Source organism: Cupriavidus sp. UYPR2.512 (genome assembly GCF_000379565.1).
Classification (GTDB): Bacteria; Pseudomonadota; Gammaproteobacteria; order Burkholderiales; family Burkholderiaceae; genus Cupriavidus.
This window is the reverse complement of the sequence record NZ_KB903087.1, coordinates 1-12,560: the sequence shown is the minus strand read 5'-3', so window position 1 is coordinate 12,560 and position 12,560 is coordinate 1. Positions and strand designations below refer to the sequence as shown.

Annotated in this window: 9 protein-coding genes and 3 pseudogenes; 4 read left to right on the top strand and 8 right to left on the bottom strand. The window is 67.0% G+C overall.

The genetic code is table 11. From position 1 onward, the window contains the following. Positions 1–340 precede the first annotated feature (340 nt). Together A3A5_RS0121755 and A3A5_RS0121750 are read right to left on the bottom strand one after the other, a co-directional pair. On the bottom strand, positions 341–838 hold the full coding sequence (locus A3A5_RS0121755; protein WP_018312632.1) for a hypothetical protein: 498 nt from the start codon (positions 836–838) through the stop codon (positions 341–343). Positions 839–906: 68 nt separating this feature from the next. Next, positions 907–1,275, bottom strand: a pseudogene (locus tag A3A5_RS0121750) (hypothetical protein); the annotation flags it as partial. A 90-nt stretch (positions 1,276–1,365) separates the two neighbouring features. Between A3A5_RS0121750 and A3A5_RS42010 the strand changes: the two are divergent. Continuing rightward, positions 1,366–1,721, top strand: a pseudogene (locus tag A3A5_RS42010) (CoA transferase); the annotation flags it as partial. A 10-nt stretch (positions 1,722–1,731) separates the two neighbouring features. Here the strand turns inward: A3A5_RS42010 and A3A5_RS0121745 are convergent. The 5 genes from A3A5_RS0121745 to A3A5_RS0121725 all read right to left on the bottom strand — a co-directional run bounded on the left by A3A5_RS0121745 (position 1,732) and on the right by A3A5_RS0121725 (position 8,395). Further along, positions 1,732–3,051 (bottom strand): sensor histidine kinase, encoded by a 1,320-nt coding sequence (locus A3A5_RS0121745; RefSeq protein WP_018312630.1) that lies wholly within the window; start codon positions 3,049–3,051, stop codon positions 1,732–1,734. Between the two features lie 8 nt (positions 3,052–3,059). Continuing rightward, positions 3,060–4,352, bottom strand: coding sequence for an alpha-hydroxyketone-type quorum-sensing autoinducer synthase (cqsA, locus tag A3A5_RS0121740; protein WP_018312629.1), 1,293 nt, complete (start codon positions 4,350–4,352; stop codon positions 3,060–3,062). A gap of 852 nt (positions 4,353–5,204) precedes the next feature. Beyond that, positions 5,205–6,383: an acyl-CoA dehydrogenase family protein gene (locus tag A3A5_RS0121735; protein WP_018312628.1), complete on the bottom strand. Its 1,179-nt coding sequence runs from the start codon at positions 6,381–6,383 to the stop codon at positions 5,205–5,207. Positions 6,384–6,424: 41 nt separating this feature from the next. After that, positions 6,425–7,426, bottom strand: coding sequence for a tripartite tricarboxylate transporter substrate binding protein (locus A3A5_RS0121730; protein ID WP_018312627.1), 1,002 nt, complete (start codon positions 7,424–7,426; stop codon positions 6,425–6,427). A gap of 123 nt (positions 7,427–7,549) precedes the next feature. Then, positions 7,550–8,395 (bottom strand): IclR family transcriptional regulator, encoded by an 846-nt coding sequence (locus A3A5_RS0121725; protein WP_013952140.1) that lies wholly within the window; start codon positions 8,393–8,395, stop codon positions 7,550–7,552. Between the two features lie 127 nt (positions 8,396–8,522). On the opposite strand from A3A5_RS0121725, the gene A3A5_RS0121720 reads away from it, so the two are divergent. Then, positions 8,523–9,758 carry a CaiB/BaiF CoA-transferase family protein gene (locus A3A5_RS0121720; RefSeq protein WP_018312625.1) on the top strand — a complete coding sequence of 412 codons (1,236 nt, stop codon included), beginning with the start codon at positions 8,523–8,525 and terminating at the stop codon, positions 9,756–9,758. An 18-nt stretch (positions 9,759–9,776) separates the two neighbouring features. Here A3A5_RS0121720 and A3A5_RS0121715 read toward each other — a convergent pair whose 3' ends face one another. Continuing rightward, on the bottom strand, positions 9,777–10,697 hold the full coding sequence (locus A3A5_RS0121715) for a LysR family transcriptional regulator (protein WP_018312624.1): 921 nt from the start codon (positions 10,695–10,697) through the stop codon (positions 9,777–9,779). A 190-nt stretch (positions 10,698–10,887) separates the two neighbouring features. On the opposite strand from A3A5_RS0121715, the gene A3A5_RS0121710 reads away from it, so the two are divergent. Further along, on the top strand, positions 10,888–12,231 hold the full coding sequence (locus tag A3A5_RS0121710; protein ID WP_018312623.1) for a DUF3100 domain-containing protein: 1,344 nt from the start codon (positions 10,888–10,890) through the stop codon (positions 12,229–12,231). A 23-nt stretch (positions 12,232–12,254) separates the two neighbouring features. Then, positions 12,255–12,560: pseudogene (locus A3A5_RS39110) on the top strand (amidohydrolase); the annotation flags it as partial.

The following is a 12,560-nucleotide window of genomic DNA, read 5'->3' as shown; positions in this document are numbered from 1 at the left end:
ATCCGAAGACGTCCCCACTGGCTTGCGAGCTCCTGTCAAAGTTGGAAGACCCGCCTGGTACCTGCATTAGAAGGGGGGCGGGCCTGACAGCGGGGGTAGCAATGCCGGCACACCAACGTAAGACCGACCAGCCTCGCGGCTGCCCCGCTCGGCCCGCCATTGAATGACGACGTGCACGTGCGTGAGAGTATGGGCGCGTAGGCGACCATTGGTTGGTGTGGGACAGGTTGCTACACCCGATCACCGTTGTCTCGGTGATGGCTCTAAGTGTTCCCATCTCTGTCGCCTGTGGCGATCAGACGATTCGCAATCTTCCGGCGCTTCGCTGTCAGGCAGTTGCCTAGCGAATCTTGTCGAACCCACCAGCGGCCCAGCGCTCTGCACTGTCGCGCGTCAGTCGAAAGTCAGGCCGCACCTTGACGGTCGCCAGCACATCGCCGAACGGATTCTCGGCAGTCAGCGTGCCAAAGGGCTCGAATTCATCCGGCGTAATGACGAGCTTCACAATCACAGTGCCGGATTCAGACTCGATACTGACCTGCTTGTTGAGCTGCGCGTGCAGTTGCTGCTCATGGCGCCGAATGACTTCCGAAGCCGTCTTGACCAGCGTCTGGTGCGCGGTGGCATCCAGCGGCTTGGGATCGACCTTGTTCCGCCCCATGGTCCAGGGCCCGACCAGCGCGGGCTCGGCGCTGCCGTCGCGGATCATCTCCACCGCCCAGCCGTCGCCATCCTCGTTCTTGATGACCCGGGCGGTCCAGCCCTTGTCGCGCCAGAGGCGGGGCTCGTGGATGGCGGTGGATTCGTGCCCGGGGAGCGCGTCGTCGGTGTGGTGCATCAATCTCGTGGTACGGGTCGGGGAACCCGCCAGCATACTATAGCGCTGCCAGGCAGCGGTCCGCGCGCTCACGGACGGGTGAACAACGACTTCCTGATGATGGCATGGACGCCCCAGTTGCCATTGACCACCTGCGTGATGCCGAAATCCACCGCAACGGAGATGAGCGCGACCGCCTCGTCTTCACTCAGCCCCTTGACCGACATGAGGAAACGGCGGGTCTTGCGGAAGGCGTCGCGCATGGCGTCGTCGAGGGTGGACTTCAGGTAGATGTGGCTCTGCGCCATCTGGCCCAGTTCAGCCAGGTGGTTCGGCGAGCTGAAGCCATGCAGGATCCATTCGTCGGCGGTTTCCACCAGCGGGTAGCTCAGGTCGGCGAAGGTGAGCGAGCATTCGATAGCCGTGCCGCACAGCTCGGAGTCTCCCTGGGAGGCGTGCAGATATGCACGCCGAAGCCTTCGCCGGCGCGCGGCCATAGACCGAGGCGTCGATGGGGCCCGCACCGCGCCGGTTGACGTTCTTTTGCTCTGCGGTCCAGTGAAAGACGCTTTCGGCGCCGGCGCCGCCGTCGATCATGCGTTCGCGGTCGGCCGATGTGCACGCAGGCGCTCGGCGACCTGGGCGCAGAGGTGATCAAGGTCGAACACCCCGGCCGCGCGACGATACGCGCGACTGGGGGCTGCCAGTCGGCACGCGCAACACGGCCTATTTCAACAGCGCCAACCGCAACAAGCAGTCGATCGGCATCGATCTGCAGAAGCCTGACGGCCAGCGCATCGTGCGCGAACTGGCCGCGAAATGCGACGTGCTGGTCCAGAACTTCAAGTTTGGCGGCATCGACAAGATGGGCCCTGGCTATGAAACGCTGAAGGCGATCAATCCGTGTCAGGTCGCTACGCCTCGGGCCATTTCCCCTTGCGGGGAAAGCGCATATCGAACTCGGTGAACACGTGCTCCTCGGAGCGGCAGCTGATGCTTGCCCCCCAGCTGTTCAGCACCTTCCGGCAAAACGCCAGTCCGATGCCCGTGCCGCGATGCGCCGGATAAGAGAAGAAGGGCTGGAACATCCGGGCCAGCACTTGCGGCGGCACGCCCGTGGCGGTGTCGCGGAACACCACATGGACCGAGTCGGGCCGGACCTCGCAGCGGATATGGATGGTGCCCTTGCCGGCCCGCTTGACTGCTTCCAGCGCGTTCTTCAGCAGGTTGGTCGTGACCAGCCCGAATAGCTGGGCGTTGCCCATGATGTAGGCGGGGCCAGGCAAATCGACCGTGACCCGTTCCAGGTCGCTCTGCTCGAACGGAAACCGGCCGACGGCGTCGCGGATCACGTCGCCCGCTTCGAACAGCTCCTGCGTGGCATTGTCCGGGTTCTTGGAGTTGGCGACCAGCAGTTCAATACTGTTGCTGATATGAGCCAGGTCCGACTCCATCCGGACCACGGCCTGGATCAGTCCGTCGCGCTGCGGCGTCTCCTGGTCCAGCGCCGCAGGCAGCCGGGCCTTGAGGGCCCTGGCTGTCATGGCCAGGCTGGTCAGCGGTGTGCGCAGTTCGTGCGCGACGGTTGCCAGCGCGGCGGCCATGCCGCGCCGCTTCTGTTCGGCCAGCAGCTGGCGGTCCATCTTGATGACAACCAGCACCGCGATGACAAAGCCGATCACCGGTAACTGCAGCAGCACCGGCTCCCACGGGATTCCGCCCAAGGAGTTGCCGACCAGCACGAACAGCGCAATCGCTGCCGCGGCCCCTGAGAACAAGGCAATGGTCGCGAATGCGGTGTTGAAGTGATACAGGATCACTACCGCGATGATGACCGATTCCGCCCAGACCATGGAGCCGCCATTCTCCAGATAGAAGAAGATAAAGGCGAACGGCAGGCCGACGGTAATGGCAAAGAGCGCGTAAGGCGGCAGCCAGCGCCGGTCCGAGAAAGCGGAGGCGAACAGCAGCGGCACGAACAGCGCGGTGCAGACCAGGCGCAGCCAGAGATTCTCATAGGGCTGCGGGAAAATATAGGACCAGATCACGTAATACAGCGGGTGTCCGACCACGCCCAGCGCGCCCACCATCTGGATCCGGCGCAGGCGGATGACGCTTTCCTCGTCCAGCAGCGTGGCCCGCGCGGCGGTCTCGAACACGGTCTGCCACGCATGGCGGGCGAGGCCGGCAACGGTGGTGCGGCCGTCATCCGCTGGCGCTACCTTTGCATCCATCTCCAGGACTACTCCTCGCGGGAGCCTGCCAACGGCCCGCTTGTGGGATTTTGGGACTTGCGCCGGGCCCGGCGCGTCGAGGACCACTCATCCAGCCGGACTTCGTCGCGGATGCTGGCGAGCACGCCGACCAGGCGGTCGATTTCGCTGGCGCCAAGTTTCGCATGCAGCGTAAGTCGCATCAATGCCCGATTCTTCGGCGTTGCCGGCGCACAGAATACCGCGCCGAAGATCCCGCGGCTCTGCAGCGCATCGCGCAGCACCTTCACTTGCGGCTCGGTTCCCGCCTCCAGCCCGATGATCTGCTCGGAGCCTTCGCTGATGTTGTAGCCCAATTCGGCAATTGCGGACCGGGTGTCGCGGGTGATGGCGTGCAGGCGCGCACGGCGCTCATCCGCCGCGGCGACGAAATCCGTGACGGCATTGAACCACGCAAGCTCATGGCGCAGCAGCCCGGAACTGAAAATGGCCGGCCGGGACTCAACCGCGAAGAAGTCCTTGAAACCGGTCGAACAGGCAACATAGCCGGCGCGGCCGGCGAACGCCTTGGCGAGCGACGCCGTGCGGAAGTGGACGCGCTCAGACAGCCCGAGCGCGGGCACCAGGCCGCCGCCGGACGGCCCATGGGTGCCCAGCGAGTGCGACTCATCCACCACCAGCACGCAGCCCGACGCCTCCGCCAGCGCGACATAGTCCGCCAGCGGTGCCACGCTGCCTGTGGTGCTGTAGACCGAGTCCACCATGATCACGCCCGGGCCGAAGCGCTCAAGCTGGCGGCGCACGTGCTCGCAATCGTTGTGGCGCACCGGCACGGCCTGCGCGCCCGCGGCGATGATGCCCTCCCACAGGGAGGCATGCCCGTTCATGTCGATATAGACCGGAATCCCGGGCCCCGCAATGCACTGCACCAGGCCGACGTTGGCGGCCCAGCCGGACTGGGCGATCAGCCCGTCCTCGGCCTGCATCAGGTCCGCGATCTTGCGCTCGACCCGCCGCTGCGGAGTGTCGCCGTGCTGGAACACGGAAGACATCAGCAGCTCCGGCTCCTCATTGAGGAAGGCCCGCGCCTGCGCCTGCACCAGCGAGTCTTCCCCGAGCAGGCAAAGGTAATCGTTACTGCTCAGGTGCAGCGCATCGGGCCCGGGCGTGCGCCCATGAAGCAGGTGATCGCCGCCCCACAGCTTGCCCATCCGCTCATCGAAATGTTGTGCCATCCGCGCCGTGATCCATGGCGGCAGAGTGGGGGCTTTGGCGCGACTGGCGCGGTGCATCGATTGCGCAGGCTCGGCTTCGGAGATCATGGGACTTCCTTCAACAGGTCGGATCAGAATGGGGAATCGGTGGCAAGGCTCTGCAAGGCGTTTCGGCAATGGAAGCGTCTATGCGTGACGCGGCCGCATCCAGTCCTTCCAGTACATGCATGGGCTGACAACCCAGGGGTCTACCCAGCGAACACTGTGCCACCCTTAATCTAGGATTGTGACGGGACTTCCACCAATCCAACGTCTGTTTGGAGATGGGGCAGGGATTTCAGAAGCGTGGGCCCGCAAACGCTCGGCCGGTAGCGGTGCAGGGCCGGTTGCGCATGGGAATGGTACGGGGAGAGCGGGCGGATATGTGATGCATGCTGCGCATATTGGACAATCCCGAGCGCATCGGCCACGGCTGTCGAAGATTTCCTGGGGAGGAAATGCGGCCAGCGGCGATCGCGGCAAGCAGCGTGGCTCGTCGTGCGATCGCGATGGCAAAGTCTGGCAGCACCGCGGCGGGGCCTCGTCTTGGCGCGGCAGGGGGAAAAATGCTGTCGGCACCGGCCCGGAAAGGACTACCCCCGGGCAGACTCGTGGATGGAGACGTGCCCGGCGTGATATGCCTGGGAGTCAGCGCAGCGCTGTTTCGAGCAAGGCATCGATCCGCCTGAACAATGCGCTGTCCGGTTCCGTGAACGGCTGCCACACTCCGCACCATCAGCGATCGCGGAGGAATTCGAGGCGCTGCTGGCGGCGCATTTTCGCGTGCGCTCGCCGCTGGCGGAGAAGACGGGGCGGGTGCGGGGCGGCTGAGGGCAAGCGTGTGCCCCCGTGCGGCGCGTCGGCTTCTGGCCGGCGTTGCCGCCGACCGGCACGGGCCATGTCATTCGATTTTGCATTCCATCAGCCGGCGCCGCCGCCCTCCAGCGCCGCCCCCCGCGCCTCCATCGTCCTGCGCGCAATATTGAGCTGGTGGATCTGCGTCGTGCCCTCATACAGCCGGAACAGCCGCACATCGCGATAGAAGCGCTCGGCCACGGTGCGCGCCATATACCCGCTGCCGCCAAATACCTGCACCGCGCGGTCGGCCACGCGGCCGGCCATCTCCGAGGCGAACAGCTTGCACATCGACGCCTCCATGGTCACGTCTTCGCCAGCGTCGCGCTTGCGCGCGGTGTCGAGCACCAGTGCGCGGGCGGCGTGCAGTTCCGTATTGCTGTCGGCAATCATTTGCTGCACCAGCTGGTAGTCCGCGATCGGCTTGCCGAACTGGCGCCGCAGCGCCGCGTAGCGGACCATCTCGTCGACCAGCCGGATGGCGGGCCCCACGCACAGGCCGGCCAGGTTGATGCGCTGCTTGTTCAATGCCTTCATCGCCGTCTTGAAGCCGACATTGGGTTTGCCGCCGCCGATGGCGCTGGCCGGCACGCGGCAGTTCTTCAGGTAGACATCGCCCACCGGTGAGCCGTGCTGTCCCATCTTGCGTTCCGGTTCGCTGGTGCCGAGGCCCGCGGTGCCGCGCTCGATCAGGAAGGCGCTGATGCCATGGGCGCCCGGCGTATCCGGATCGGTGCGGGCGAACACGGTGAACAGGTCGGCGATCGGCGCATTGGTGATGAAGCACTTGGTGCCGTTCAGCACGTAGTGATCGCCGTCCTGGCGTGCGGTGGTTTGCAGCGAGGTCGCATCGGAGCCGGCTTCGGGCTCGGTCAGCGCAAAGCAGCCGGTCACTTCACCGGAGGCCAACCGTGGCAGGTAGCGCTGCCGCTGTGCTTCGGTGCCGTCGGCCACCAGCGATTCGGAGGCGATGCCGGTGTTGCCGCCGAAGCGGGCACGGAACACGGTGGCGGCCTGCGAGACTTCGATGTTCACCTGCGCCAGTTCCTCGGTGGTCAGGCCCGCGCCGCCGTACGCTTCGGGGATGCTGTGGCCGAACAGGCCGAGACGGCGCATCTGCCCGACCACGGGCTCGGGGATGACATCGGTACGGTCGATCTCCGCCTCGAGCGGGATGCAGGTGTCCAGCACGAAGCGGCGGATATCGGCAAGCAGCGCTTGCTGGCGGGCGGGGTCGCGGATCATGGAAGGTTTCCGGTTGGTTGGATGAGCGGGAGCGTGCGCGGCTACTGTGCCGTGATGCCGGCTGTCTTCAGCACGCCGGTCCATTTCCTGGTTTCCGTGTCCAGGAAGCGGTCGAATGCGGCGGTGGATTGCAGTGCGAGGTCCATGCCCAGCTCGGCCAGGCGGCGTGCCGTGGCGGGGTCCGATGTGGCCTGCGCGGCGGCCTCGGCCAGCTTGCGCACCACCGCGTCCGGCGTGCCCTGCGGCGCGACCAGGCCGAGCCACGCCCCCACCTCATAGCCGGGCAGGCGCGCGGCCTCGGCCACAGTGGGCACGTCGGGCAGCGCCTGCGAGCGTTTTGCCGAGGTCACCGCCAGCGCCCGCAGCTTGCCGCTTTGCACCTGCTGGCGGGCAATGGCCGAGGTCAGCGCCATCATCGAGACGCGCGCGCCCAGCAGGTCGCTCATGGCCTCGGGCTGGCCCTTGTAGGGCACATGGGTAAGCTTCACGTGCGTCATCTGCGCCAGCAGTTCCGCCGAGAGATGGTTCGAGGTGCCGACGCCCGCGCTGGCGTAGGTCAGCGTGCCGGGCTGGTTGCGCGCGGCGTCGAGCAATTCAGGCAGCGTGCGCAGCGGCGACGCGGCCGGCACCACGATCACGTTGGGTACGGCACCAATGCCCGCCACCGCGCGGAAGTCCTTGCCGCTCTTGCCCTGATGGACCGACGGGTTGAGCAGCGGCCCGACCACATAGCTGGGGCTGACCGCCAGCAGCGTATAGCCGTCGGCGGCCGACCGGGCGACGAAGTCCGCGCCGATGGCGCCGCCGGCGCCGGTCTTGTTCTCGACGATGACGGGCTGCTTCAGCACCCGCGCCATGTTCTCCGCGGTGATGCGGGTGACGGAGTCGACCACGCCGCCCGCCGAGAACGGCACGATGATCCGTATCGGGCGGTCCGGGAAGCGCGCCGCATGGTCGGGGGCGGCCAGCACTGGCAGCGGCATCAGCGCGGCGCAGGCCAGCATGCCGGCAGCGAGCCGGCGCAACGGTTGGATGGCATCCATCTTGTCTCCTTGGGTTGCCTGCGCCAGGGGATTTCCCGGGGCGCGGTTTCATGCGGGCCTCTGGCGGGCCGCTTGTCATTGCCGGCGACATCACCGGCGGACGGCATTGCTGCGTCCTGTCGGCTAGCGCGCGCAGCTCAGTTCGATCTGCCGCACCGCCTCGCGCAGCCTTGGCGCCACCTCGCGCTCCAGCATGTTGTCGCGGTTGCGCGATGCGGCGATGGTGCAGTTCAGCGCAAACGGGTCTTCGTGCAGCGACTGGCGCACGGGTGCCGCGATCGCGTGGATCTCTGGCCGCCACTCGCCGCGGCTCAGGCAGTAGCCGTGCGCGCGGAAGTGCTTCTGGTCGTCCGCCCACATCTGGCGCTCAACATTGAAGCGCTCCGGATCGTCCACGCGCAGCCGGTTCAGCAGTGCCGTGCGCTCGTCGGCGCTGCAGGCCAGCAAGACCGCGCGGCCGATCGCACTGGCCAGCAGCGGCCGGGTGCTGCCGATGTCTGGCTGGTAGAGGTTGCCGGGATCCAGCCGGCAACTGTCCACGTACACCACCGACAGCCGCTCGCGCATGCCCAGGTTCACCGTGCAGCCGGTTTCCCGCGCAATGGCCTCCATGTAAGGCCGCGCCACCTGGCGGATCGCCAGCCCGGCCAGCATCGGGTAGGCCAGCGCCAGCACGCCGGCGCCCAGCCGGTACTTCTGGTTGCCGGGCACGCGGCTCAGGAAGCCGAGCAGCCCCAGCGTGTAGGTCAGCCGCGACACCGTCGCCTTGGGCAGCCCCGTGCGCGCCACAATGTCCTGGTTGCCCAGCACCGGGCTGGACGGCGTGAAGGCGCGCAGCACCTCCAGGCCGCGCGCCAGATTGGTGGCGAACTGGCGGTCGGTGGCCAGTGCATCCTCGCTGGCCAGGCCTGGCAGGGGCAGGTGTTCCGGGTTGCGGTCCATGCTGTGCGGTGGTTGCTTGGGTTCCATGCTGGGATCCGGGGAAGGGGGGCGTCAATGTTGTAGCACGACCGTTCCGCACAGCGAAACCGTACTTGCATCCGGGCCCGCCGCCTGCCACCTTGCAGCAGACGCCAATGCCGCCGGGAGGGCCGCCATGCAAGACCAGGACTCACACGTTGTATCGCCAGACGCACACTGCACGGGCCCGCTGGGCGGATTGCGCATCCTCGACATGGCCACCGTGGTGGCCGGCCCGTTTTCCGCCACGCTGTGTGCCGACATGGGCGCCGATGTGGTCAAGCTGGAACTGCCCGACGGCAGCGATCCGCTGCGCGGGCTGGAGCCGGTGACCGAGGACCACGCCCTGTACTGGAAGGTGACCAACCGCGGCAAGCGCGGCATCTCGCTCGATGTGCGCACGCCGCGCGGCCGCGAGATCTTCCTGCGGTTGCTGCCTCAGTTCGATGTGCTGGTCGAGAACTTCCGTACCGGCACGCTGGCGCGCTGGGGGCTGGATCTCGACACCCTGCACGCGGTCAACCCGAAGCTGATCGTGCTGCGGCTGACCGGCTTCGGCCAGACCGGGCCCGATGCGGCGCGGCCGGGCTTTGCCCGCATCTTTGAAGCCAGGAGCGGCTTCACCAACCTGGCGGGCACCGCGCAGAGCGGGCCGATGCATATGAACTACCCGTTGGGGGACGTGATCGCCGGGCTGTTCGGCGCCTTTGCGATTGCCACTGCGGTGGCAGAGCAGCGCTCCAGGCCCGGCCAGCGGGGCCGCGAGATCGACCTGGCCGCCACCGAGGCGCTGTTCCGCCTGCTGGACCCGCTGGCCATTGAGTATGAACAACTGGGCCATGTGCGCCAGCGCGCCGGCAACCGCACCACCTACGCGGCGCCGTCCAACATGTACCGCACCGCGGACGAGACCTGGGTCACGGTAGTGGCCTCCTCCGATGCCACCTTCCGCCGGCTGGCGCAGGCCATGGGCGCGCCGCAACTGGCGCAGGCGCCGGAATACGCCACCAACGCCGGGCGCGTGCGCAATATCGAGGCGCTGGATGGCAGCATTGCGGAGTGGTTTGCGGCGCAGCCCTATGCCGCCGTGGCCGCCCGGCTGGAGCAGTGCCAGGTGCCGTTCAGCAAGGTATTCAGCATCGCCGATATCGTCGACGACCCGCAGATGGCGGCGCGCCAGGCCATCGTGCGGCTGCCCGATCCGGACCTGGGTTCGGTGCCGGCGCCATGCGTGGTGCCGCGCTTCTCCGGCTATGCGCCGCCGTCACCGCGTACCGGGCCGGATGTGGGCGAACACAATGCCGAGGTCTATGGGCGGCTTGGTATCGGGGATGAAGAGCTGGCCCGGCTGCGGGCAGAGGGCGTGGTCTGACACACCGGGCGCGAATGCTCACTCCCCAGTCATCAGCGTCGAAAAATCCCCCACGACCTGCCGCAACAGCCGTGCCGCCGGCGGCGACAGCACCCGGCCCTGGCGCGACACGGTCTGGATTTCGCCCTGGTAAAGCAGGGGGTTCTTCATTGGCAGCGACACCACGCGCGCCTCTTGCAGCTGGTTCCACAAGGCCAGGCGCGTACACAGGACATAGCCAAGCCCCGCCGCCGCGAAATGCCCCAGCGCATTGAATGACGACGTGGTCAGCAGCGACTGCAGGCGCACGCCCTCGCTGATCTCGGCGGCCTCGATGTGCTGGCGCACGCCGAAGGTCCGGTGCAAGGTGGCGCCGGGGTAGGGCAGCAGGTCTTGCAGCGCCAGTGGCCGGCCCAGCTGCGCCAGCGGGTGCGAGGCCAGCACCTGGGTCTGGATCGGCATCGGATGGGCGTGGTGGCAGCGCAGCCGCGCGTCCTTGGGCGGCTGGAACACCAGCCCGATATGGGCGCTGCCATCGACAATGCGCTGCACGATCTCGTCGGTGCTGCCCACCGACAGGTCCACCGTGATGCCCGGGTGGGCCAGCATGAAGGTGCGCAGGCTATGGCGCATCAGCCATTCCACGAAACCTTCGCCCGCCACGATGTCGATATGTCCGCGCGCCACTTTCTGGATGCTGTCGAGTTCGGCCAGCAACTGCTGCTTCTGGTTGTTCTGGTTGCGCACGTAGGCGGCCAGCAAATCGCCCGCCTCGGTGGCAACCACGCCGCGGCCATGCCGCTCCAGCAGCCGCGTGCCACAGTCTTTCTCCAGCACCGCGATGGCCCGGCTGACGGCTGAAGGGTCCATGTCGAGGACCTCGGCGGCGCCGCGGACCGAGCCGCTGTCGAGCACCTGCATGAAGTAGCGCACGCGCCGCGTGTCCAGTTTGTCGTCCATTGAAAGCACGTGCCACTCCGTTTGAGCGTTGCATTGAATGCAACGAGTTTCCCATACCACGATCATTGATGAAACGCTCAGGCGCCGGAATACTAGACCGATCCTTCTCGGTAAGCGGTCAACGTCGAACCGAAATGCCGATAAAAGCACTTTTGTGCGACATAAGCAGCCGTCCCCGCGGAGACACCTGATGACCAACCCCATTGCCCAGCCAGCGCTTGCGCCCGCTTCCCCGATTGCCGCCGTCACTGGCAGTGGCAAGGTACGACTGGCCGTTGTCACGCTGGTCGTGGTGGCGATTGCCGAAACCATTGGCGCAGTGCAGTTCAGGCTGGGGCCGGGCAAGGTCGTGCTGATGCCGATGCTGTGGGCGCTGCTGATGGCCGCGGCGTGGGGCATCGCGGCCCGGAACGTGCCGCGCGCGGTGCGCATCGACGCGCCGCTGCAATCGCTGGCCACGGGGCTGCTTAATGCCGGGCTGTTGCTGTTCGTGGTGAAGCTCGGCCTGACCGTGGGCGGCGCGCTGCCGCAGCTCAAGGGCGCGGGCTGGGCGCTGCTGTTCCAGGAGTTCGGGCACGCGCTCGGGACGCTGGCGCTGGGCCTGCCGCTGGCCTTGCTGCTGGGCATCAAGCGCGAGGCCGTCGGCGCGACCTTCTCGGTGGGGCGCGAGGGCAATATCGTCATCATCGGCGAGAAATACGGCATGGCCTCGCCGGAAGGCCGCGGCGTGCTGGCCGAGTACATCACGGGCACCGTGCTGGGCGCGCTCTTCATCGCGGTGCTGTCGGGGTTTGTCAGCAGCCTGGGCATCTTCGATCCGCGCTCGCTGGCCATGGGTGCCGGCGTGGGGTCGGGCAGCCTGATGGCGGCGGCGGTCGGCGCCATCGTCGCGCAGCATCCGGGGCAGGCTGCCGAGATCATGGCGATTGCCGCGGCGTCGAACCTGCTGACCTCGGTGGCGGGCTTCTACTTCACGCTGTTCCTGTCGCTGCCGCTGTGTTCGTGGCTGTACGGCAAGCTGGAGCCGGTGCTGGGCCGCTTCTCGCGCCGTGACGCCATGCGCGAGGTGCAGGACGTCAGGCTCGATGGCGCGCTGGCGCACGTCACCTCGGCGCGGGATGCCGCGCTGGGCTGGTTCGTGGTCGGCGCCGGCGTGCTGATCGGCAACAAGCTGTCATACAACGTGCCGCTGTCGGTATCGCTCAAGGGCATCCTGGTGGCCATTGCCATCGTGGCGGCCTGCGACCTGCTCAAGCGCGTGTTCCCGCGCGTGCCGCTGCTGCTGACGATGTCGGTGGTGGTCACGCTGATCGGCGTGCCGGGGATGCTGCCGTTCTCCGATGCCGTCATCGCCATGACGGAAAAACTCAACTTCATGACCTTCACCACGCCGGTGCTGGCGCTGGCGGGCTTTTCGGTGGCCAAGGACCTGCCGGTGTTCCGGCTGCTTGGCTGGCGCATCGTGGTGGTGTCGCTGACGGCCACGGCCGGCACTTTCCTCGGTGCCACGCTGATCGCCGAGTTCTTCCACTGATCCCGCCCGAGCAGAGATTCCACATGTACCGCGACCCCGACATTGCCGATGATATCCGCCAGAACATGCAGGCCTGGCGCCGCGACATCCACGCCGTTCCGGAAACCGCATTCGAGGAACACCGCACCGCTGGCATCGTCGCCCAGGCGCTGGGTTTGATGGACATCGAGGTGCAGCGCGGGCTGGCGACGACGGGCGTGGTCGGCACGCTGCGCAACGGCGACGGCCCCGGCATCGCACTGCGCGCGGATCTGGATGCGCTGAACATGCAGGAGCTGGGCAAGGCCGCCCATGCTTCCACTTGCGCGGGCAAGATGCACGCCTGTGGC